This window comes from Vibrio sp. Y2-5, from assembly GCF_014596725.1.
In the GTDB taxonomy this organism is placed as follows: domain Bacteria; phylum Pseudomonadota; class Gammaproteobacteria; order Enterobacterales; family Vibrionaceae; genus Vibrio.
Map to the genome: position 1 here is coordinate 1 of NZ_JACVEG010000005.1, position 21,856 is coordinate 21,856.

Genomic DNA, 21,856 nt, shown 5'->3' on the forward strand with positions numbered 1-21,856 from the left:
GTGTGGGGTCTCCCCATGTGAGAGTAGGACATCGCCAGGCTCATATTTAAAAAGGAGCCCGTCTAACGACGGGCTTTTTTAGTCTTGAAGACACAGCTTCTTGCTGATATGGCTCAGTCGGTAGAGCGCATCCTTGGTAAGGATGAGGTCCCCAGTTCGATTCTGGGTATCAGCACCATGTATTAGACTTGCGATAAGCGGTCACAAAATTTGCTTAGCGACCATAGCATTGTGGACCCACCTGATTCCATGCCGAACTCAGAAGTGAAACATAATAGCGCCGATGGTAGTGTGGGGTCTCCCCATGTGAGAGTAGGACATCGCTAGGCTTTATTTCCAAGCCCCTGTAGAGATACAGGGGCTTTTTCGTATCCATTAACCGAGCTGTCTGTTATTTCTTTTCATTCAATTTCCAGTCGTACTCATATTTTATATCCCCTTGATAATGGCTTACTCCAGTTCGGTATTTACTCAGATGCTCGAATAATTGAGGACGGTTACCAAAATCTTCCGCAAACCAATCATAAATAGATGAAAGGGTCAGATGGTTATCTTGATACGAAACACCTTTGTCACTATTGATGAATTCACGTGCAGCTTTTTCTAACAGAAGCTCAGTGTTTTCCGCGGTGAATGCCTTTGGTTGCAGGTTGGGACATCCTAAGCTGGCACAATTGATCGCATAATGTGTTCTCGGATCTCCCCAAATTGGTCTTAAAATTCGATGCTCTATATCATTGAGCGTTAAAGGCTTTCCTACCACATTTGCGATTTCATCATCCCATGGACCAAAACCAAACCAACTACCGATTTTGGTGATTGAAGCAATAGGGTAATTATCCAATATTAGCTGTACTGTAAGGGCGTTATAGAGATTTACCCAATACGCATACTGTTCTTTTTTATTCAGTTCTCTAGGATCGGTTTTCGATAACTCAGATAAATATTCAGTGAGCTTTTCTTTGTCTGATGGTGTGACTTGAGCGTATTTAAACAAGGTGTATTCACCCTGAGAGATTAGATAAATGTCTAGAATGGCTTGCCATTTGTGGTGAGATAACGAGGTACTGCTTTGTTGATTGCTGACATCCCAATAAGACCATAGATCGGATTTAGGTGCCGAAAACGAAAGTGGTGAGAACAGCAAAAGTGCGAACGCGAGGAGTCTTTTCATAAACGTGTCAGCTAAAGGGTATGTAGATAATAAGACCAAGATTAATCGTGTTTTATTTCAGTGATAAAAAAGGGTTGCTTGCCTGCAACCCTTTATCATTTCGTTATCTTAAGAATGAAGGAATTTTCGCTTCATACTCTGCAATTTTTGCTTCGTGTTGCAGAGTCAGACCAATGTTGTCTAGACCATTTAGCAAACAGTGGCGGCGGAATTCATCGATTTCGAATCCATATTCTTTACCGTTTGCCGTCACAATCATTTTTTCCAGATCAACGGTAACCTGCGCCCCTTCGTTTGCTTGGACATATTGGAAAATCTCATCAACTTCTTGCTCTGTTAAACGAACAGGAACCATTTGGTTATTGATAGAGTTGCCATAGAAAATGTCCGCAAAACTTGGAGCGATCATCACCTGAATACCATAGTCAGCAAGCGCCCATGGTGCGTGTTCACGAGAAGAACCACAACCGAAGTTCTCACGTGCTAGCAAAATACTTGCCCCTTTGTAGCGATCTTGGTTCATGACGAAATCTGGATTTGGTTGCTCTCCAGCATCATCTAGGAAGCGCCAGTCATGGAATAGGTGCTTGCCGAAACCAATACGGTTTACTTTCTGTAGAAACTGCTTAGGAATAATTGCATCGGTATCGACATTCGCTGCATCTAGAGGAACAACTAAGCCTGTATGTTTTTGAAAACCTGCCATTTAAATATCCTCTATCCTTAGTTGTTACGAATATCGACAAAGTGACCAGCAATCGCTGCTGCTGCAGCCATTGCAGGGCTAACTAGATGAGTTCTACCATCACGACCTTGACGTCCTTCAAAGTTACGGTTTGAAGTTGATGCACAACGCTCTCCCGCACCCAAACGGTCATTGTTCATCGCCAGACACATAGAACAGCCTGGTAAACGCCATTCAAAACCGGCTTCGATGAAGATTTTGTCTAAGCCTTCAGCTTCTGATTGAGCTTTTACCTGCTCAGAGCCCGGAACGATTAGTGCCTGTACATGTGATGCTACTTTCTTACCTTTGGCAACGGCGGCTGCTGCACGCATATCTTCAATACGAGAGTTAGTGCAAGAACCAACAAAGACTTTATCGACCTTGTAGTCTGATAGCATTTTGCCAGCTTCTAGTCCCATATATGCCAACGCTTTTTCAGCAGATACACGTTCGACCGGATCGCTAAAAGATTCTGGTGAAGGAATTGGCGTATCGACAGCAATTACTTGACCAGGGTTGGTTCCCCAAGTGACTTGAGGACGAATACTTGCTGCATCTAGTGTTACAACTGCGTCGAATTTCGCATCGTCGTCGGTTTTCAGTGTTTGCCAGTACTCAACTGCTGCATCCCAATCTGCGCCTGTTGGAGCAAACTTACGGCCTTTGATGTAATCAAAGGTTGTCTGGTCTGGAGCAATCAAACCGGCTTTTGCACCTAGCTCGATAGCCATGTTACATACCGTCATACGACCTTCCATAGAAAGATCGCGAATCGCTTCGCCACAGAACTCCACTACGTAGCCTGTACCGCCAGCCGCAGTTGTTTTACCTATAATGGCTAGAACGATATCTTTTGCAGTAATTCCCGGAGCGACTTTGCCTTTGACTTCGATTTTCATCGTTTTAGCGCGAGCTTGTTTTAGCGTCTGAGTCGCCATGACGTGTTCAACTTCAGATGTACCGATGCCGAATGCCAGAGAGCCAAATGCGCCGTGTGTAGCCGTGTGAGAGTCGCCACAAACGATAGTCATACCCGGAAGAGTAATACCTAACTCAGGGCCCATTACGTGAACAATACCTTGGTATTTATGATTGATGTCGTAAAGGGTAACGCCAAACTCTTCGCAGTTTTTAGCTAGTGTCTGCATCTGAATACGAGCCATTTCGCCAGATGCATTGATGTCTTTCGTCGTCGTTGAAACGTTGTGATCCATGGTTGCGAAGGTTTTGCTTACTTGGCGCAGTTTGCGTCCTTTTTCGCGTAAGCCATCAAACGCTTGAGGTGATGTCACCTCATGAACCAAATGACGGTCGATGTATAAAATTGGGTTTTCGCCTTGAGCGGCAACTACGACGTGAGCGTCGTAGACTTTTTCATACAGTGTTTTGCCCATGTGTTTGCTTCCTTGTCTCGCTCTTCTTGACTAGCCAATGACTTATAGAAAAGCCATTGGCTGGCGAGAGTACTAATTATTATGAATTAAGAATGTATTCAGCGATCTTGTCGCCCATTTGTGAAGTGGTTAGAGCAGGCTTGCTGCCTGACAGATCTGCTGTTAATTCGCCAGCTGATAGTGCTTTGCCTACTGCAGCTTCAATATCTTGTGCAGCCGCTTCTTCACCTAAGCTGTAACGAAGCATTAGTGCTGCAGAAAGGATTTGCGCGACAGGGTTAGCAATGTCTTTACCTGCGATGTCAGGAGCACTGCCGCCCGCGGGCTCATAAAGACCAAACTTGCTTTCATTCATACTTGCAGATGGAAGCATGCCCATAGAGCCAGTGATCATTGCACATTCATCCGAAAGAATGTCACCGAAGATGTTTGAACATAGCATGACGTCAAACTGAGATGGGTCTTTAATTAACTGCATAGTCGCGTTATCAATATACATATGTGATAACTCAACATCTGGGTAATCTTTTGCAATTTCAGTGACGACTTCGCGCCATAGAATCGAGCTTTGAAGTACGTTTGCTTTGTCGATAGAACAGACTTTCTTACGGCGTAGACGAGCTGATTCAAAAGCAATCTTAGCGATACGTTCGATTTCAAAACGATGGTAAACCTCAGTATCAAACGCTTTCTCGTTAGCGCCTTCACCTTCACGGCCTTTAGGTTGACCAAAGTAAATACCGCCCGTTAGCTCACGCACAACCACAATATCAAAACCGCGATCAGAAATATCCGCACGAAGAGGAGAGAACGCTTCTAGTCCCTTGTGGATCTGTGCTGGGCGCAAGTTACAGAACAATTGGAAATGTTTACGTAGTGGTAGAAGCGCGCCACGCTCAGGTTGTTCGTTTGGTGGAAGGTGTTCCCATTTTGGACCGCCAACAGAACCGAAAAGAACAGCGTCTGATTCTTCACAAGCGCGAAGTGTGCTGTCAGGAAGTGGGCAGCCGTGGTTATCAATTGCAATACCACCAACGTCATGTTCTTCACGCACGAAAGTTAATTTGTGTTTTTGTTCGATGGCATCAAGTACTTTGTGTGCTTGTTGCATTACTTCTGGGCCGATGCCGTCACCTGATAATACGGCAATCTTATACGTTTTGTCTGTCATGCGAGTCCTTCACTAATTTTGATAATTCGTTCAATGTTGTGTTTGCTGTCATTGCTTGTATTTTGGAAGCGAATTAAACGCCAGCAATGACTTTCTTCTTCTGTTTAATTTCTTCAATTTGATTTGCGCGATGAATGCTGTTAATTACATGCAATAGCGCTTGACCAGAGGCTTCAACAATATCGGTTGATACGCCTGTGCCGTGGTATTTACGTCCTTTGTAATTCGCAATGATGTCTGCCTGACCTAAGCCATCTTCGCCTTCGCCTTTTGCGGTTAAGTCGAACTTGTCTAGCACGATGTCATAGCCAGTCACGCGGTAGATACATTGATATAAAGCATCTACAGGACCATTGCCAACTGCCGCTTCACATTTCTCTTCGTCGCCACAACGCATTTTCACGCTGGTTGTCGCCATTACACTACCAGATTGAACGCTCAAATAGTTCAACTTGTAGTAATCATCTTCATCGCGAAGATTTGAGAAGTGCATTAACGCTTCCAAATCATAGTCGAACACTTGGCCTTTGCGATCCGCCAGTTTCAAGAAGTCTTCGTATAACGCGTTTAGGTTGTATTCGTTTTCGTTGTAACCCATGGAGTCCATATGACTCTTCACTGCTGCGCGACCGCTGCGACTAGTCAAGTTAAGTGCTTGGTTTTTCAAGCCAATCGACTCAGGCGTCATGATTTCGTAAGTATTCTTGTTTTTCAACATACCATCTTGGTGAATGCCTGAAGAGTGGCTGAATGCGTTTGCACCAACAATCGCTTTGTTGCTCTGAATCGGCATATTGCATAGTTGGCTTACCAACTTGCTGGTACGGTGAATTTCTTCGTGTTTGATAGCTGTATGAACGCCCAAAAACTCCTGACGAGTTTTGATGATCATGGCGATTTCTTCTAGGGCACAGTTACCAGCACGTTCACCGATACCATTGATAGTGCCTTCGATTTGGCGAGCACCGGCTTGAACTGCTGCAATGGAGTTTGCAACAGACATACCCAAGTCATCGTGACAGTGAACAGAAATAATCGCTTTATCAATGTTTGGTACACGGTTGAATAGGGTTTGGATGATGCCACCAAATTCACTTGGCACTGTGTAACCTACCGTGTCTGGAATGTTGATAGTGCGAGCACCTGCATTGATAGCCGCTTCAACCATACGGCATAGGTTGTCGATAGGTGTACGCCCTGCATCTTCACAAGAAAATTCCACATCATCAGTATATTGGCGAGCATGTTTAACCGCTTTCACCGCCATTTCTACGACATCGTCATAACTACGACGAAGCTTGTCTTCAACGTGGATGGTTGATGTTGCCAAGAAGGTATGAATTCGGAACTGTTCAGCTACTTTTAGCGCTTCAGCAGCCGCATCGATATCTTTCGCAACGGCACGTGAAAGCGCACAGATTCGGCTGTTTTTGATATTTTTCGCGATAGTTTGTACAGACTCGAAATCGCCCGGTGAGGAAACTGGGAAGCCCGCTTCGATCACGTCAACACCTAAGCGTTCCAGTGCGTAAGCGATTTGCAGCTTCTCTTTTACCGTTAGGCTTGCTGACAACGCCTGCTCACCGTCGCGCAAAGTTGTATCGAATATGATGACCTGATCGTTCATGTTTACTTCCTTACTCGAAGAGTTAATCGTTTACTTCCTGAATTTAGTTATAAAAAAACCCGCATCGTGTGCGGGTTCTTGTAAATCTGTTGTGGTGTCTTCCGTCCACTCATTACCCGCGCGATTGATTCACGATAAGGAGCAGGTTCAGGAGCAGAGAAGAACGAATTGTCATTATTAACATCCACAAATTTGAATTAACAAATTAGTACCGTACTCAACCGAGCGCGTCAACCCTAAAGTCATTTTTTTGTTCATATCGGAGCAGTTACTTCGTCAATAAGGCAAAAATCAGCAGTTTGTTGTTGAAAGCATGTCGCCAATGTAACCCATTTAAGCTTGAGTGTAAGACTAAGGTAAACAAATTTATTGCTGTACTACGACTAACTGTCATCCATTTACAAACAAACAGTCACGGATTTGCAATCTATAGCTTTTAGCTTGGAGGTAGGAACATTTCTATTTGAAGCATTTTCAATTGAAAGTAAGGGGATGCCATGAAAACCATCAAGCCCATCGCAAAACTTGATTTAGCTTTTTCGATGCTTTGTCTACAGCACAGGTTTAATCAGCCAGTCGCGAGGATCAGTAAAGCGGTCTCCCATACCGGAGATGGACATTTATATGCTCTATTTGGTGCATTGGCTTGGGCGATTGGTGGTAGCCATGGCTCAAACTTCTTAGCTGCGGGGTTGGTGGCATTTGCGATCGAACTGCCATTGTACTGGTTGCTAAAAAACAGCTTCCAACGCCGACGACCTCAAGAGCTTTCGCCCGTATTAACTGCTTTTATTACTCCGTCTGATCGTTATAGCTTGCCTTCAGGTCATACCGCTGCGGCATTTGTGATGGCAACCTTGATAGGTCAGTTCTATCCAGATGGTTATGAGGTTGCCTTTATGTGGGCGGCACTCATTGGCAGTGCGAGAATTCTGCTTGGTGTGCATTTTTTAACGGATGTGATTATTGGCGCCATTCTTGGTGCTAGCTGTGCAACGATTTCAATGCAGTTGTTGGAGATGAATTTTTGAAAATTTTGTATGGTGTTCAAGGTACCGGTAATGGTCATATTGCGCGTGCTCGGGCAATGAGTGAAGCTTTCAAACAGACTGATGCGAAAGTGGATTTCTTGTTTTCCGGTCGCGAAGCGCAAAAGTTTTTCTCTATGGAGAGTTTCGGTGACTACCAAATCCGTCGTGGATTAACCTTTGTGTTTGAGCAAGGGCGGGTAAATTATCTCCAAACCGCATTGAATAATAGCCCTTTGCAACTCATGCATGAAATCCGCCAATTGGATTTATCGGGTTATGATCTGATTCTGAATGATTTTGAACCTGTGTCTGCGTGGGCGGCCAAGCGCCAAAAGAAGGAAGTGATTGGTATCAGCCACCAAAATGCGTTTCGTTACCCAGTGCCATTAAAGGGTGCCAGTTGGTTGGATAAGCAAATCATGCAGCGATTTGCGCCAGCAAAGCATAATTTGGGCCTACACTGGTATCATTTTGATCAACCGATACTGCCACCGATTGTTCATACCACTTCGCAAGAGATGTTGAATCAAGACTTCATTTTGGTTTACCTGCCTTTTGAAGATGTTGATCAAGTGTGTGAGTTGCTATTTCGCTTCGTGAACAAATCTTTTATCTGTTATCACCCTCAGGTTATTGAACCGGAAACGGTAGAAAACGTTGAGTTAAGACCGCTATGTCATAGCAGTTTTCAGTACCATCTCCATCGCTGTGATGGCGTGATTGCCAACGGTGGATTTGAGTTGCCTTCAGAGGCTCTTTCACTAGGTAAAAAACTGTTATTGAAACCTTTGATGGGGCAGTTTGAGCAGCAGAGTAATGTGGCTACTTTGGAAACCCTTGGTCTGGCGTCCGCAATGGATTTTCTGGATGTTTCATCGGTGAGCAAATGGCTAGATGAAAAGCAGGCTGAACGGGTAATTTATCCTAATGTTGCTAAAGCCATTGTCGAATGGATCTTGCAGGGGAATTGGTCCAATCAACAAGATTTATGTGACGGTTTATGGCAACAAGTCGATTTCCCCAGTTATGCTTCGGTTAATTAACTTCTGATATTTAGCTGCTCCTAGCCGTTATATATGAAAAATAAAAGTTGCAGCTTATAGGCTGCAATTTTTTATTTTCCGGTACTGAAATTACCCCCAATAATTGGATTTAAATATAGTTAATATCAATGCTTTTATATCTGAACCCTCTCTTTCTAACGTTAGTCTTTATCTCTTTTGATACTTTCGATAGAGCTTGGTAATGCTTGTGTTTTGTAGGTTTATTCCTCTTTCTGATGTCAAAAAATCTGACTTTCCCTTGATGCTATTGCCATTCGGCAAACGAATGAATCATAGTTGGGCCAGCTTGAAAATATCCAAACAACCAATAATAAAAGTACAGGTTATCTATTCGCTTACGAATGTTTGATATTTGATTGGATAGATTAATTTAGAGGTATAGCGAATGTTAGATAAAAACGGCGGCATGGGAGCCATTTCTAGTTATCGTATGGAAAGCGTTTTACGTGGTGTCGATTTAAACCTACTGACGGTTTTTGATGCTGTAATGCAAGAGCAAAATATTACTCGTGCAGCTCATAATCTTGGTATGTCGCAACCTGCGGTAAGTAATGCGGTTGCTCGTCTTAAAGTGATGTTTAATGACGAACTGTTCATGCGCCAAGGTCGTGGTATTCAGCCTACTCAACGTGCTCGTCAGTTGTTTGGTCCTATTCGCCAGGCTCTTCAACTTATCCGTAATGAGTTACCAAGCTCTGTATTTGCGCCAGAAACATCAAGTCGCTTGTTCAAATTGGCTATTTGTAGCCCGTGTGATATTCGTTTTGCTCCGAAAATCATGGAAACCATCCATGAAATCGCGCCAAGTATTCAGTTGCACTTAGACGCTGAATTTGACCGAATGTTGGCGGAACGTATGCGTTATCAAGATACTGATTTTGTTATCGATTATGCGCATTTTGATGGTCAGGGTTTCTCTAGCACTGAGCTTTTCCAAGATGAATTAGTCGTTGTCGCAGCGAAATCTCATCCTCGCATTCAAGGTAAAGTGACCCGCGATGAGCTAATGCAAGAGAAACATGCGAAGCTATCAAAAATTCACGGCCAACGTAGTTTTTCAGAGCAGGCTTATCAAGAATTGTATTGCTCTTCAAGTTATGAAGGCACGAGTTTAAGCAACGTACTGTACGTGGTTGGTCAGTCTGAGCTCGTCACTGTCGCTCCTCGTTGGATGGTAGAAAACGTTGCAAATGCAGACATGTTACAAATTCTAGACTTCCCGTTCGAGAACGCAAAAATCAGTGGTTACTTAAGCTGGCATGAGTCAAGCGAAAAAGACCGTGGTCACATTTGGTTACGAGATCAATTGATGATGATTTGCCGCGAAGTAATTGCTCGCAAATAAGACGTAATTTTACGTTAATTATTTAAAACAGGATGTTAAGTAAAAGCCTTGGGAAGGAAGACCAACTCAAGGTTTTTTTATTGTTTGTTACGTCTAAAATTATCCATAAGTTTGATGTTTGTCAGTTGCCTTTTGTCTTTCAATCGGTACACTTGTGCGCTCGATTAGGCTTACAGGTGTAAGCTATAGGTAGATAGATGACTAATTTAGATTTTCATATCGTTAAACGTGTTCGTGAGCAAGTTGCTCACAACGGTGATCGTAGTGCCCTGAAACATAAACTAGGGGATGCATGGAAAAGCATTAGTTGGACACAATTTGGGCAGCAAATCGACGCGTTATCGTTAGCGCTTCTTTCTCAACATATTGGCGTTCAGGATAAGGTTGGTATTTTCTCCAACAATATTCCTCAATGGACTATTGCTGATTTTGCAGCATTGCAATTGAGAGCCGTCACTGTCCCTATCTATCCGACCAATACCGCCGATCAGTCTGCCTATATCTTGCAAGATGCAGATGTCAAAATTCTCTTTGTTGGTGAACAGCCTCAATATGACATCGCTTTGGACATATTCGAACAATGCGAACAACTTCAGCTTGTCGTCGCTATGGACGACAACATTGACCTGAAGGGCTTTGAGAGTGCTATTCATTGGTCTCAATTTACCGTGTTGGGGCAAGAGTCAGATCGTGAAGAGCTAGAAGCTCGTATTGCTCAGGCTAACTTTGAAGATCTGATTACCCTAATCTATACCTCTGGCACCACAGGTCAGCCGAAAGGTGTGATGCTGGATTACCGTAATATCGGTGCACAGCTAGAGGGACATGATCAGCGTCTTAATTTAACTCAAGACGATGTTTCGTTATGTTTCCTACCGCTTTCTCACGTATTTGAACGAGCTTGGACTTTTTACGTACTTTATAAAGGTGCGACTAACTGCTACCTACATGATGTTTCTTACGTACGTGAAGCATTGAGTGAAGTTCGTCCAACGGTGATGTGCGCGGTTCCGCGCTTTTATGAAAAGATTTTCTCTGCTATCCACGAGAAAGTGGCTAGAGCATCGTTTATTCGTAAAGTCATGTTTACTTGGTCCGTCAATATGGGCGCAAAGATGGCGGTATGTCATCAAGAACAGCGTAAACCTTCCTGGTTACTCACTAAATGCTATGGCATCGCGGACAAAGTGGTTTTGTCTAAACTGCGAGGATTGCTAGGTGGGCGCATCAACTTTATGCCATGTGGCGGTGCGAAGTTAGATGAAACCATTGGCCGTTTCTTCCATGCCATCGGAATTAACGTGAAACTTGGTTATGGTATGACCGAGACAACGGCAACGGTTTCTTGCTGGGATGACAAATGCTTCAATCCAGATTCTATTGGTCTTTCTATGCCGGGTGCTCAGGTTAAGATTGGTGAAAACAATGAAATTTTAGTTCGCGGTCCAATGGTGATGCGCGGCTACTATAAGATGCCGGAAGAGACAGCTAAGACATTTGATGAACACGGTTTCTTAAAAACGGGTGATGCTGGTCATATCGATGAACATGGCAACCTATTTATTACCGATCGCATCAAAGAGCTAATGAAAACGTCGGGTGGCAAATATATTGCTCCTCAGGTTATTGAAGGAGCAATCGGTAAAGATCACTTCATCGAACAAATCGCTGTTATTGCTGATACACGTAAATTTGTATCGGCGCTGATTGTTCCTTGTTTTGATGCGTTAGAAGAACATGCTAAAGAGCTGAATATCAAATATCACGACCGTTTGGAATTACTGAAAAACAGCGAAGTATTAGAGATGTTCGAAAAACGCATTAATGAACTTCAAGATGGTTTGGCGAAGTTTGAGCAGGTGAAAAAATTCAAGCTGCTACCGAAAGCTTTCTCTATGGATGAAGGTGAGTTAACTCCGACGCAAAAGCTGCGCCGTAAAGTGATCAACACTCGCTATCAAGATGAGATTGAAGAGATGTATCAGGAAAAGAAAAAGTAGTTTCTCCTTACTGATTTCTAAATACCGTGCTTTCTAAACAGTGACAATAAACATCGATCCCCAGTGAGATTATCTCTTGCTGGGGATTTTTTTATATGTGGCAGAAAGTAGCGTGTTTCGCCGTACATTACTCGACAGGTGTGAATATTTTGTACCGTTTTTTATTGTCGTTCTAAAACTATCCTCTGTATCGATGCTTTGAGGTAATCTTTGATACTTGTTGAATAAGCTTCTGCAATATATCGCCGAGATTGTATCAAATTAGTGGTTAGACCTAATGCTAAGAAAGGGTTAAAGTTGTTTCGTTACCTTAGCTTTTGTTATGACAAAAGCGGGACATAGCTGAAAGCGGAAAGTTTTCGAATTAGGCTACGAATAAGCCCTAGACTATGTAAAACCAGACCAATTAACCGACCGCGTTAATCGGATTCTGGTAAGGAGAAAATATGGCAATGTTATCCGGCGCAGAGATGGTCGTTCAGTCTCTGATCGAAGAAGGCGTAGAACAAATTTTTGGCTACCCAGGTGGTTCCGTTCTTGATATCTACGACGCCCTCCACGAAAAAACCGAAAAAATAAAGCATGTTCTTGTTCGTCATGAACAAGCTGCAACTCACATGGCTGACGGCTATGCACGTGCTACGGGTAAACCGGGTGTTGTGCTAGTGTGCTCTGGCCCTGGCGCAACAAATACAGTTACTGGTATCGCAACGGCATACATGGATTCGATCCCGATGATCGTAATCTCAGGTAACGTGGCAACCAATCTGATCGGTAATGATGCTTTCCAAGAGTGTGACATCGTTGGTGTTTCTCGCCCGATCGTTAAGCACAGCTTCCTAGTGAAGAAAGCAGAAGATATTCCAGAAACGATCAAAAAAGCCTTTTACATTGCATCGACCGGTCGCCCTGGTCCAGTGGTGATCGATCTACCTAAAGATGTAATGAATCCACAGATTAAGCTTCCATACCATTACCCAGAATCGATTAAAATGCGTTCTTATAACCCAACGACTTCAGGTCACAAAGGGCAAATCAAGAAGGCATTAAAAGCACTATTAGAAGCGAAAAAACCGGTGCTTTACGTGGGTGGTGGTGCCTCTATCTCTGGCGCTCACGAACAAGTGCAGCAGCTAGCTGAAAAACTGAATTTACCTGTAGTCAGCACACTCATGGGTTTAGGCGTGTTCCCAGGAACACATAAGAATGCCTTAGGTATGCTTGGTATGCACGGTGTGTATGAAGCGAATATGGCCATGCACAATTCAGACTTGATCTTCGGTGTGGGTGTTCGTTTTGACGATCGAACCACCAACAATCTTGAGAAATATTGCCCAGATGCGAAGATCATGCATATCGATATCGATCCATCATCTATTTCTAAGAACGTGAAAGTTGATCTGCCAATCGTAGGTTCAGCCGATCAAGTTCTGGAAACCATGCTTCAACTCCTTGGCGAGCAAGACGGCAGTAATGATGCTGAAGCCATTGATGAATGGTGGCGCGAAATTCAAGTGTGGCGCGATCGCAAATGCTTGTCTTATGAAACTTCAAGTGAACGTATTAAGCCTCAACAAGTCATTGAAACCTTATTTAAACTGACCAATGGTGATGCGTATGTGGCATCAGACGTTGGCCAGCATCAGATGTTTGCTGCACTTTACTATCCGTTTAATAAACCACGCCGTTGGATCAACTCGGGTGGCTTAGGCACTATGGGCTTTGGTTTACCTGCTGGTATGGGCGTTAAGTTTGCCATGCCGAAAGAAGAAGTGGTGGTGGTAACTGGTGACGGTAGTATTCAGATGAATATTCAGGAACTATCAACCGCATTGCAATACGATATTCCAGTGAAAATCATTAACCTGAACAACCGTTTCCTAGGCATGGTGAAACAGTGGCAAGACATTATTTATCAAGGGCGACACTCTAACTCCTACATGAGTTCAGTACCGGATTTTGCAGCGATTGCAGAAGCTTATGGTCACGTTGGTATTCGAATCAACACACCTGATGAGCTAGAAGCAGGATTGCAAAAAGCATTAGATATGAAAGACCGATTGGTTTTTGTTGATATCAATGTCGATGAAACTGAACACGTGTACCCAATGCAAATCAAAGGCGAGGGTATGGATAAAATGTGGTTGAGCAAAACGGAGAGAACCTAAGATGAGACACATTATTTCAATATTGATGGAAAACCAACCTGGTGCTTTGTCTCGCGTTGTTGGTCTGTTCTCTCAACGAGGCTACAACATTGAGAGTTTGAACGTATCTCCTACTGATGATGGCACTTTATCGCGTTTAAACCTGACCACGACCTCTACTGAGATGCAGCTTGAGCAGATTCAGAAACAACTGCATAAGCTAATTGATGTGCTTAAAGTTCAGGAAGTGACAGAGTGTGAGCACATTGAACGTGAGCTGATGTTGATTAAAGTGAAAGCGACGGGGTTCGCTCGCACGGAAGTGAATCGCACAACGGATATTTTCCGAGGTCAAATCGTTGATGTAACGGCTTCTCAATATACAGTTCAGCTTGCAGGAACCAGCGAAAAACTCGATGCTTTCATTCAGGCAATGGCTGAAGTGACAGATGTGGTTGAAGTTGCCCGCAGTGGTGTTGTTGGTATTGCACGTGGTGAGAGAGCACTACGTAGCTAACAATCCATCGCTTTAGCAAAATATCTCATTGAACGAAAAAACCAGCCGATTGGCTGGTTTTTTACTTTCTATCACTTAACCACCCGTTTCAGCTGGTGGTCAGTTTTAGAGACTAAAAGATTAGTGAAGGATACGTGCGCGAATAGTGCCTTCGATGCCTTTTAGTTTATCCAGTGCTTCTAACGAGCGATTTGCTTCAACATCAATAACCACATAGCCGATGTTTGCCGTTGTTTGTAGGTACTGAGCTGCGATATTGATGCCTTCTGATGCAAAAATGGTGTTAATTTGCGTCAAAATACCCGGACGGTTTTCGTGAATGTGTAACAGACGAGAACATTGACGATGTTCTGGTAGTGAAACTTCAGGGAAGTTTACACTTGAAAGTGTAGAACCGTTATCTGAGTATTTCGCTAGCTTGCCAGCAACTTCAATACCGATATTCTCTTGTGCTTCTTGAGTTGAACCGCCCACGTGAGGAGTCAGAATTACGTTATCGAATTTCATTAGCGGAGATTCAAACGCTTCTTTGTTTGAACCTGGTTCTGTTGGGAATACGTCGATGGCTGCACCCGCTAGGTGACCAGATTCCATCGCATCGCATAGCGCAGGGATATCTACTACCGTGCCGCGTGCTGCGTTAATGAAGATTGAACCCGGCTTCATGCGGTCAAATTCCTCTTTACCCATCATATTCTTTGTTTCTGGTGTTTCAGGAACGTGGAGAGAAACAACATCACACTTATTCAGCAGTTCACTCATGGTATGAATCTGAGTCGCATTACCCAGTGACAGCTTGTTTTCGATATCGTAGAAGTAAACACGCATACCTAAGTTCTCTGCGATAATACCTAGCTGAGTACCAATGTGACCGTAGCCGACGATACCTAGAGCTTTACCACGAGCTTCGTATGAGCTGTCTGCGCTCTTCTTCCAAATACCGCGATGAGCAAGCGCATTCTTTTCAGGGATACCACGTAATAGAAGTAGGATTTCACCCAGAACAAGTTCTGCAACACTACGTGTGTTCGAGAATGGTGCGTTGAACACTGGAACACCGCGTACAGCGGCAGCATCAAGATCTACTTGGTTTGTACCAATACAGAAACAGCCAATTGCTACCAGTTTATCTGCAGCTTTAATCACTTTTTCTGTCAGGTTAGTACGGGAACGAATACCGATAAAATGAACATCTTTGATTGCTTCAATCAGTTCACCTTCTTCGAGCGAACCCTTGTGGTATTCAATGTTGGTGTAGCCAGCAGCTTGCAGAACTTCTACCGAAGATGGATGAAGCCCTTCAAGGAGTAGTATCTTAATTTTTTCTTTTTCCAGTGAAACTTTGGCCATTATTCTCGTCCTTAAAATGGAAAGGGAGGGCTGATGCGTGAAACATCAAGCGAACTACACAATTATTAATCTAAATTAAAAAAGCAAACGTTTTCGTTGCGTTTGTTATGACCATTAAGTTATCAAATTTTTTTGTGATTGGGTAAGAAAATTACGGAATAAGGCATAATTTTCTTTATAGGAAAGCAACAAAAACGGCACCATAGGTGCCGTTTGTAATCTAATAACGAAAATAGCTCGTTTTATAGAATTATTCTTCGATTTTGGCGCCTTCAGGAGTACCAGTGATCACCACATCGGCTCCGCTAATAGCGAACAGACCGTTGGTTACCACACCTGCAATACCGTTAATCTTTGCTTCTAGGTCTTTAGCATCAGTAATGTGTAGTCCGTGAACGTCTAGAATTACGTTACCGTTATCGGTCACAACCCCTTGACGGTACACTGGGTCACCGCCCAATTTAACTAACTCACGAGCTACGTATGAACGAGCCATTGGAATAACTTCAACTGGAAGCGGGAATGTGCCCAGCACATCAACAGCTTTTGTATCATCAACGATACAAACAAATTTATCGGCAATAGCGGCAACGATTTTTTCACGAGTCAATGCTGCGCCACCACCTTTGATCATCTCACGTTGAGGGTTGATTTCATCAGCACCGTCAACATAGATATCTAGGTTCATGACATCGTTACAATCGAAAACTTCAATACCTAAACCTTTAAGCTTCTCAGTTGAAGCGATAGAGCTTGATACCGCGCCTTTAATATCATCTTTGATTGAACCCAAAGCATCGATGAAGTGATTCACTGTTGAACCAGTACCAACGCCGACAATGCTGCCTTTTTCTACGTATTTAAGTGCAGCCCAACCGGCAGCTTTTTTCATTTCATCTTGAGTCATGCCCATCTCCTGAGACGATTTTTTGAGAAAACTTGATTTCTAAGTGAAAGCTGTATGTTTTATATAAACGTTAGCGTGCGCGGGATTATATACGCAAAAGATTGAGAGATGTACTTCGGTTTCCGAATAATTGAAGTCATACCCTTCCTACTTGAAGCAGCAGGGCTTTATGTTTTGCTATGGGGGCTACGTTCGTTCACCCCAATCACGCATGGTAATTTGTGGTCATGGGGATTCACTCACTTGCCGCCTACCTGCAACTCCAAGTAGTTTGGGTATACGTCACTTCAGTGATGCTTGGTCTTGTAAGTGGTAAATAAGGAGCTTACCACTGCCAAATTTGGCTAGGAGTAACAATTTTAGGCAAGGGAATATCCCACTCTTCAGTTGGCAGTTCGTCGACATGCTGGCAGTCATGGGCCAAACCTAATGGAGACGCTCCTTTACCTGTCGTAAACCAAGGTTCGAGCGTTCGGTCGTAATAGCCTCCGCCCATGCCTAGTCGATGACCTTGAGAGTCAAAAGCAACCAGTGGCGTGCAGATAAGGTCCAGTTCTTTCACCGGACAAATCAGGGTTTGATTGAGCTTAGGCTCAAGAATGCCAAATTTGTTGTAAGTCATCGGTGTCTCTGGCTGATAATGCAGAAACAGTAAATGACCAGCAGAAAAAGGGTGCAAGACAGGTAGGTAAATATGTTTACCTTGTGACCAAAGCCATTCAATTAACGGTTGGGTATCCAGTTCGCCATCGGTCGACAGATAGAGAGCAATCCGCTGGCATGTGTGCATTTCTGGCAGAGTAGAAAAACGTTCGATAAGATCTTGGCTTGCCTGAAACTGAACATCACTGGCAAGTTGATTGCGTTTTTCGCGAATAAGTGTTCTTAGTTCTTGTCGTGAATACAACATTAGGGAACCCCAGAGTGCCGTTGTAGATTGTGGCCCTTGAACCAGCTAGTTCAAGGCGGATCAGCAATGGTAACCGTAGGCTTCTCGGTACGAGCCAAGCTTGCTCAATAGCTACTAAGTACTAATCCTTGGGTATTGCTTATCGGCTCGGGGACTTAAATCCACTGACAAACACCCCAGGGTAAATACTTTTGATGGCGGACGTCTAGATTCGTTCCAGTGTCACCTTATTGAGAGCTTCTTCTAGAGAAACGGTGAGCTTTTCCATGCGTTCACTGATTTCTTGCTGCTGACCATTATTTTGCTGCTGATAAGTTTGCAACTCATAGCAAATGTTCAACGCCGCAATAGTTAAGAGCTTCACTTCATTGGTTACTTTTGTGCGGTCAGTCATTTCTTTTAATCGTCGGTCGAGATCTTGGGCTGCACTAATCAGAGAGTCTTCCTGACCCGCTGGGCAATTTACCCGTGTCACTTTACCTAAAATTTCAACGTCAACCGCTTGATTACTCATGATAAATGAACTCTATTCATATCGCCAAAGATGATACTTCTCAAGTGACCATCGTGGGGGAAACTATAGGTAAAGCGCTCTCAAGATTCAAGCTTTTCCCGATTATCTATCAAAAATGAGCAACGAAAACTCAGTTCTTAGTCAATTTGCGTAAAACCTAGCCACAATTGGTAACTTGAGCGTTTTCGCATGAGTGTTGAAGTGGTAGGATTGGGCTTATTTTTCTGATTATGAGCCCGTTATGAGCGACATTACATTTCCGACTTACGACATTTTATCTGGCGAGCTGAAATCAGCTTCGTTAGGCATAAATCCTGCTGAGCTGCACGGTTTATTGACTGGCATGTTAGCTGGTGGATTAAGTTTGAAAGATGACAGCTGGCAGCCTTTGATTTTCGACTACACCAATGATGGCATGGGCTGGCCAGTTAAAGCGCTTGAAATGGCGAAACAACTTTTAGCAGCAACTAATGCTGAGCTGACGGACACAACGCTAGAGTTGAGCCTTGTTCTTCCGGTTGGTGATGGCCCTGAAGCGCTGTTTGATTTTGCTGATGGCGTCGCGGATTGGGTAAACCACTTTATCTCAGGTTTAGGTTTAGCGGGGGCTTCTCTTAATAAAGCGTCATCAGATGCAAAAGAAGCATTAGAAGACCTTGAAGAAATTACCAAGCTAGGCATTGATGAAGACGATGATCTGGAAGAGCAAGCACACCTATTAGAGCAGGTACTGGAGCACGTCAAAGCTTGTGCTTTGCTTCTGCACGCAGAGCTGGGCATTAAACCAGAGCAAGACAAAGCACCAACTATTCACTAAGGGCAAGGACTGTGAGCCAAGTAAAATCGTTTGATGTGATTATTGCTGGTGGTGCTATGGCTGGAGCTACGCTGGCTCTGGCATTGCATCAATTGAGTCAAGGCCGCTTATCTGTTGCGGTTGTTGAGCCTTTTCAATCCAATCATCAGCAACATCCGGGATTTGATGCACGCTCAATTGCTCTGTCTTATGGAACCGTTCAAATCCTACAACGTTTTGGACTTTGGTCCTCGCTTCAGTCTGTTGCTACGCCTATTGAGCATATTCATGTCTCTGATCGTTCTCATGCAGGAATGACCGATATCACGAAAGAAGAAGTGGGTGTTAACGCATTAGGTTATGTGGTTGAGTTGGCTGATGTCGGACGAATCTATGCTGAAAAAATGGAAAATACATCCAGCATTTCTCTGTATTGCCCGTTAAGTATTCAGAGCATAGAGCGCAATATCAATAAAGTCACAGCGATTTTATCTAACGGTGAACAAATAGAAGCTAAGCTACTAGTAGCGGCTGATGGCGCTGTTTCCACTTGTTGTGAACAAGTAGGCTTGCCATTACAAGAACACGATTTTGAACAGGTCGCCATCATTGCAAATGTGGTCGCGAGCGAAGCTCATCAAGGTCGTGCGTTTGAGCGATTTACCTCTCATGGTCCGATAGCGTTATTGCCTATGAGTGATAATCGAATGTCGTTAGTTTGGTGTTTACCACCAGATAAAGCACAAACTGTTATGGCTTTTGACGACGACGTGTTTCTCAATCAATTACAAGCTGAGTTTGGTTGGCGTTTAGGTAAGCTTGAAAGAACGGGTGCAAGAAGCGCGTATCCGTTGTTATTGAGATATCGAGAACAAAATATCTCACATCGGTTTGCCATTGTGGGGAATGCCGCTCAATCACTTCATCCTATTGCGGGGCAAGGTTTCAATCTTGGTATACGAGATGTTGCCAGTTTGGCTGAAGAGATCGTTCATGCTGAGGATGTGGGAAGTTACCGACTTTTGACAGAATTTAAGCGTAGACGTGACAACGACAGAACGGCAACGATTACGCTAACTTCCAGTCTGGTTCATCTGTTTTCTAATGACTGGCTAACTCTGCGTATTGGAAGAAATTTAGGATTAGCAGTGATGGATAACATTCCGGTGCTAAAAACTCCGCTGTTACGCCGCACCTTGGGTGTGGTTAATCGATAAGGTACTCGAAAATGATGCGAAGTGTAGATATTGCAATTGTCGGTGGCGGAATGGTTGGTTTAGCTTTAGCTGCGGCCTTTAAGCATACCGATTTAAGAATTGCAGTGATTGAAGGAAATCTTCCTCATGAAGGATTGGCTGAGCAACCTGATACCCGAGTGTCTGCTTTAAGCCGCTCAAGTGAAGTGATTCTAAGAAATTTAGGCGCGTGGCAAGGCATTACTATGCGACGAGCTTCGCCATATCAAGCGATGGAAGTGTGGGAACAAGACAGTTTTGCTCGCATAGAGTTTGATGCAAACAGCCTCACTCAACCAGATTTAGGCCATATCGTCGAAAACCGTGTCATTCAACTGGCATTGCTTGATCAGGTGAAGCTGCAAGACAACGTTTCTCTATTTATGCCTGCAAGTTGTGAAAAAATGGCGATCGGAGAAAGCGAAGCGTGGCTAACCCTGAATAATGGACAGACACTTACGGCCAAGCTAGTCGTCGGTGCTGATGGGGCAAATTCTTGGGTTCGTAAACAGCAAGATATCCCTCTGACTCATTGGGATTACGGACACAGTGCTGTCGTGGCAAATGTTCACACTCATAAGCCGCATCAGCAAGTAGCTCGTCAGGTATTCACGCCATTAGGTCCACTGGCTTTTCTGCCTCTTGGCGATCCGAATATGAGTTCTATTGTTTGGTCGACTGATCCCAACCGAGCGGAACAGTTAGTCGCCATGGGCGATAGTGAGTTTAATAAAACGTTGACGGCAGAGTTCGATTCTAGACTCGGACTGTGCAAAGTTGTTAGCGAACGAAGTGCTTTTCCTTTGAAGATGCGTTATGCACGAGATTTCGTTGCAGAACGAGTCGCTTTAGTTGGTGATGCGGCACACACCATTCATCCACTTGCTGGACAAGGTGTAAACCTTGGCTTCTTAGATGCTGCTAGTTTGGCGCAAGAAGTGATTGAGCTTTGGAATCGCGGTGAAGACATTGGCAGTAAACGCAATCTGCGCAGTTATGAGCGTTGGCGCAAGGCTGAAGCGGCAAAGATGATTGCAGCGATGCAAGGGTTCAAGGACTTATTTGAAGGTAATAACCCAGCCAAGAAGTTGATCCGTGGTATCGGTATGCGTCTGGCTGGTCAGCTACCAGGCGCCAAAGATGAGATCATGAAGCGTGCGCTTGGATTGAAAGGCAACTTGCCTGATTTGGCCAAAGTGAATAATGCGCAACCGATGATTTAATACTCTGTGTGAGCTATATAGGTCAGAAACGTAAAAGGGTTGGCAATTGCCAACCCTTTTTAAACTTAACGTTGTATCAAATTTGATGTGAAACTCGTTCGATGAGAAGCTCTATTTAAGCGTACGCACAGCGTAATTTTTTGATTTCTAGATTCACTTCTTTCACGGTCTGAAAATGTCGATGCTCAGCGCGTTCTGGCAAAATCAACTTACCGTTATCAAATTCGAATGTTCCAATTCCGTAGATATAAATTCTTCCTTTAAAAAGACGGCTAACATGTTTAGCAATCATTCCAGGCATGTAGCGCTTAAACAGTCTCATACTTCGATCCTTACGTTGTTCAGCACCTTTAGTATATTAAAATCAGCATAAAGTAAGTGTGACTTAAATGGTGCTTTATGCAGTTTTGGCTGACGTATTTATATTAATGTGTGGTTCTATGCAGTTTTTTGGGTAAATATCCTAATTTGTGTGACCAGAGCCTCAAATGAAAACCATCAATGGAACCCAAGATTTTCTGGCGTGCTTATTGAGCCAGATGAATATTACACAAAAAAGAATAACCCAATTTACATTCTCTTAATCAATATGAATGCGAAATTCGTGCCAGCGTTAGGTAAAAAAGTGCCCGCAAAAATAGTGCGGGCAAAAGTCACAGATGCATTACACAAAAAGTGGATGTCCTGAAACAATCAGTGGATTCACTTTTTTGTTGGTGAAGGG

At 43.7% G+C, this 21,856-nt stretch carries 19 protein-coding genes, 1 tRNA gene, 1 rRNA gene and 1 other RNA gene; 11 read left to right on the forward strand and 11 right to left on the reverse strand.

The genetic code is table 11. From position 1 onward, the window contains the following. The first annotated feature begins 102 nt into the window (after positions 1-102). Positions 103-178: transfer RNA gene (locus HUO09_RS13575), tRNA-Thr, on the forward strand. A gap of 35 nt (positions 179-213) precedes the next feature. After that, a 5S ribosomal RNA gene (gene rrf / locus HUO09_RS13580) occupies positions 214-329 on the forward strand. Positions 330-391: 62 nt separating this feature from the next. On the opposite strand, the gene HUO09_RS13585 is transcribed toward rrf, so the two are convergent. The 5 genes from HUO09_RS13585 to leuA form a co-directional block, all read right to left on the reverse strand. Further along, positions 392-1,174, reverse strand: coding sequence for a DUF547 domain-containing protein (locus HUO09_RS13585; protein ID WP_188234333.1), 783 nt, complete (start codon positions 1,172-1,174; stop codon positions 392-394). A 103-nt stretch (positions 1,175-1,277) separates the two neighbouring features. Beyond that, positions 1,278-1,880: a 3-isopropylmalate dehydratase small subunit gene (gene leuD, locus HUO09_RS13590; RefSeq protein WP_167413252.1), complete on the reverse strand. Its 603-nt coding sequence runs from the start codon at positions 1,878-1,880 to the stop codon at positions 1,278-1,280. Positions 1,881-1,897: 17 nt separating this feature from the next. After that, positions 1,898-3,295: a 3-isopropylmalate dehydratase large subunit gene (leuC, locus tag HUO09_RS13595; RefSeq protein ID WP_167413251.1), complete on the reverse strand. Its 1,398-nt coding sequence runs from the start codon at positions 3,293-3,295 to the stop codon at positions 1,898-1,900. Between the two features lie 79 nt (positions 3,296-3,374). Continuing rightward, entirely contained in the window at positions 3,375-4,466 is a 1,092-nt protein-coding gene (gene leuB, locus HUO09_RS13600) for a 3-isopropylmalate dehydrogenase (RefSeq protein WP_188234334.1), read from the reverse strand. A gap of 73 nt (positions 4,467-4,539) precedes the next feature. Then, positions 4,540-6,093 carry a 2-isopropylmalate synthase gene (leuA, locus tag HUO09_RS13605; RefSeq protein ID WP_167413249.1) on the reverse strand — a complete coding sequence of 518 codons (1,554 nt, stop codon included), beginning with the start codon at positions 6,091-6,093 and terminating at the stop codon, positions 4,540-4,542. A 497-nt stretch (positions 6,094-6,590) separates the two neighbouring features. On the opposite strand from leuA, the gene HUO09_RS13610 reads away from it, so the two are divergent. From HUO09_RS13610 to ilvN, 6 genes are all read left to right on the forward strand, one after another. Continuing rightward, positions 6,591-7,124 carry a phosphatase PAP2 family protein gene (locus tag HUO09_RS13610; RefSeq protein ID WP_167413248.1) on the forward strand — a complete coding sequence of 178 codons (534 nt, stop codon included), beginning with the start codon at positions 6,591-6,593 and terminating at the stop codon, positions 7,122-7,124. After that, the gene (locus tag HUO09_RS13615; RefSeq protein ID WP_188234335.1) at positions 7,121-8,167 is read left to right on the forward strand and encodes an MJ1255/VC2487 family glycosyltransferase; all 1,047 of its coding nucleotides are present in this window, start codon (positions 7,121-7,123) and stop codon (positions 8,165-8,167) included. The genes HUO09_RS13610 and HUO09_RS13615 overlap by 4 nt, the downstream gene beginning before the upstream one ends. Positions 8,168-8,573: 406 nt before the next feature. Continuing rightward, positions 8,574-9,533, forward strand: coding sequence for a transcriptional regulator LeuO (gene leuO, locus HUO09_RS13620; RefSeq protein ID WP_167413246.1), 960 nt, complete (start codon positions 8,574-8,576; stop codon positions 9,531-9,533). A gap of 197 nt (positions 9,534-9,730) precedes the next feature. Further along, the gene (locus HUO09_RS13625; RefSeq protein ID WP_167413245.1) at positions 9,731-11,533 is read left to right on the forward strand and encodes a long-chain fatty acid--CoA ligase; all 1,803 of its coding nucleotides are present in this window, start codon (positions 9,731-9,733) and stop codon (positions 11,531-11,533) included. Between the two features lie 446 nt (positions 11,534-11,979). Further along, positions 11,980-13,701, forward strand: a complete 1,722-nt coding sequence (locus HUO09_RS13630; protein WP_188234336.1) for an acetolactate synthase 3 large subunit — start codon at positions 11,980-11,982, stop codon at positions 13,699-13,701. A 1-nt stretch (position 13,702) separates the two neighbouring features. After that, a complete protein-coding gene (gene ilvN / locus HUO09_RS13635; protein WP_167413244.1) occupies positions 13,703-14,197 on the forward strand; it encodes an acetolactate synthase small subunit in 495 nt (164 codons plus the stop codon). Between the two features lie 120 nt (positions 14,198-14,317). On the opposite strand, the gene serA is transcribed toward ilvN, so the two are convergent. From serA to zapA, 5 genes are all read right to left on the reverse strand, one after another. Then, a complete protein-coding gene (gene serA / locus HUO09_RS13640) occupies positions 14,318-15,547 on the reverse strand; it encodes a phosphoglycerate dehydrogenase (protein ID WP_167413243.1) in 1,230 nt (409 codons plus the stop codon). Between the two features lie 250 nt (positions 15,548-15,797). Next, positions 15,798-16,454 (reverse strand): ribose-5-phosphate isomerase RpiA, encoded by a 657-nt coding sequence (rpiA, locus tag HUO09_RS13645; protein WP_167413242.1) that lies wholly within the window; start codon positions 16,452-16,454, stop codon positions 15,798-15,800. Positions 16,455-16,779: 325 nt separating this feature from the next. Beyond that, complete coding sequence (locus HUO09_RS13650) at positions 16,780-17,364, reverse strand: 5-formyltetrahydrofolate cyclo-ligase (protein ID WP_188234337.1); 585 nt, start codon at positions 17,362-17,364, stop codon at positions 16,780-16,782. A gap of 2 nt (positions 17,365-17,366) precedes the next feature. Then, positions 17,367-17,550, reverse strand: a non-coding RNA gene (ssrS, locus tag HUO09_RS13655) — 6S RNA. A gap of 19 nt (positions 17,551-17,569) precedes the next feature. Continuing rightward, positions 17,570-17,878 carry a cell division protein ZapA gene (gene zapA, locus HUO09_RS13660; RefSeq protein WP_167410453.1) on the reverse strand — a complete coding sequence of 103 codons (309 nt, stop codon included), beginning with the start codon at positions 17,876-17,878 and terminating at the stop codon, positions 17,570-17,572. A 241-nt stretch (positions 17,879-18,119) separates the two neighbouring features. Here zapA and HUO09_RS13665 point away from each other — a divergent pair, with 241 nt between their 5' ends. From HUO09_RS13665 to HUO09_RS13675, 3 genes are read left to right on the forward strand one after another with little or no spacing between them, the layout of a single operon-like run. Continuing rightward, positions 18,120-18,695: a YecA family protein gene (locus HUO09_RS13665; protein ID WP_188234338.1), complete on the forward strand. Its 576-nt coding sequence runs from the start codon at positions 18,120-18,122 to the stop codon at positions 18,693-18,695. Between the two features lie 56 nt (positions 18,696-18,751). After that, positions 18,752-19,891 (forward strand): 2-octaprenyl-6-methoxyphenyl hydroxylase, encoded by a 1,140-nt coding sequence (ubiH, locus tag HUO09_RS13670; protein WP_223159460.1) that lies wholly within the window; start codon positions 18,752-18,754, stop codon positions 19,889-19,891. Positions 19,892-19,902: 11 nt separating this feature from the next. Beyond that, entirely contained in the window at positions 19,903-21,132 is a 1,230-nt protein-coding gene (locus HUO09_RS13675) for an FAD-dependent 2-octaprenylphenol hydroxylase (protein ID WP_188234340.1), read from the forward strand. A 115-nt stretch (positions 21,133-21,247) separates the two neighbouring features. Here the strand turns inward: HUO09_RS13675 and HUO09_RS13680 are convergent, their stop codons facing one another. Further along, positions 21,248-21,454, reverse strand: a complete 207-nt coding sequence (locus HUO09_RS13680; protein WP_042484665.1) for a DUF1107 domain-containing protein — start codon at positions 21,452-21,454, stop codon at positions 21,248-21,250. Between the last annotated feature and the right edge of the window lie 402 nt (positions 21,455-21,856).

Bases quoted from the DNA above. Each gene is read 5' to 3' on its own strand.
- HUO09_RS13585 (WP_188234333.1), bottom strand. From the start codon at position 1,174: ATGAAAAGACTCCTCGCGTTCGCACTTTTGCTGTTCTCACCACTTTCG.
- leuD (WP_167413252.1), bottom strand. From the start codon at position 1,880: ATGGCAGGTTTTCAAAAACATACAGGCTTAGTTGTTCCTCTAGATGCA.
- leuC (WP_167413251.1), bottom strand. From the start codon at position 3,295: ATGGGCAAAACACTGTATGAAAAAGTCTACGACGCTCACGTCGTAGTT.
- leuB (WP_188234334.1), bottom strand. From the start codon at position 4,466: ATGACAGACAAAACGTATAAGATTGCCGTATTATCAGGTGACGGCATC.
- leuA (WP_167413249.1), bottom strand. From the start codon at position 6,093: ATGAACGATCAGGTCATCATATTCGATACAACTTTGCGCGACGGTGAG.
- HUO09_RS13610 (WP_167413248.1), top strand. From the start codon at position 6,591: ATGAAAACCATCAAGCCCATCGCAAAACTTGATTTAGCTTTTTCGATG.
- leuO (WP_167413246.1), top strand. From the start codon at position 8,574: ATGTTAGATAAAAACGGCGGCATGGGAGCCATTTCTAGTTATCGTATG.
- HUO09_RS13625 (WP_167413245.1), top strand. From the start codon at position 9,731: ATGACTAATTTAGATTTTCATATCGTTAAACGTGTTCGTGAGCAAGTT.
- HUO09_RS13630 (WP_188234336.1), top strand. From the start codon at position 11,980: ATGGCAATGTTATCCGGCGCAGAGATGGTCGTTCAGTCTCTGATCGAA.
- ilvN (WP_167413244.1), top strand. From the start codon at position 13,703: ATGAGACACATTATTTCAATATTGATGGAAAACCAACCTGGTGCTTTG.
- serA (WP_167413243.1), bottom strand. From the start codon at position 15,547: ATGGCCAAAGTTTCACTGGAAAAAGAAAAAATTAAGATACTACTCCTT.
- rpiA (WP_167413242.1), bottom strand. From the start codon at position 16,454: ATGACTCAAGATGAAATGAAAAAAGCTGCCGGTTGGGCTGCACTTAAA.
- HUO09_RS13650 (WP_188234337.1), bottom strand. From the start codon at position 17,364: ATGTTGTATTCACGACAAGAACTAAGAACACTTATTCGCGAAAAACGC.
- zapA (WP_167410453.1), bottom strand. From the start codon at position 17,878: ATGAGTAATCAAGCGGTTGACGTTGAAATTTTAGGTAAAGTGACACGG.
- HUO09_RS13665 (WP_188234338.1), top strand. From the start codon at position 18,120: ATGAGCGACATTACATTTCCGACTTACGACATTTTATCTGGCGAGCTG.
- ubiH (WP_223159460.1), top strand. From the start codon at position 18,752: ATGGCTGGAGCTACGCTGGCTCTGGCATTGCATCAATTGAGTCAAGGC.
- HUO09_RS13675 (WP_188234340.1), top strand. From the start codon at position 19,903: ATGATGCGAAGTGTAGATATTGCAATTGTCGGTGGCGGAATGGTTGGT.
- HUO09_RS13680 (WP_042484665.1), bottom strand. From the start codon at position 21,454: ATGAGACTGTTTAAGCGCTACATGCCTGGAATGATTGCTAAACATGTT.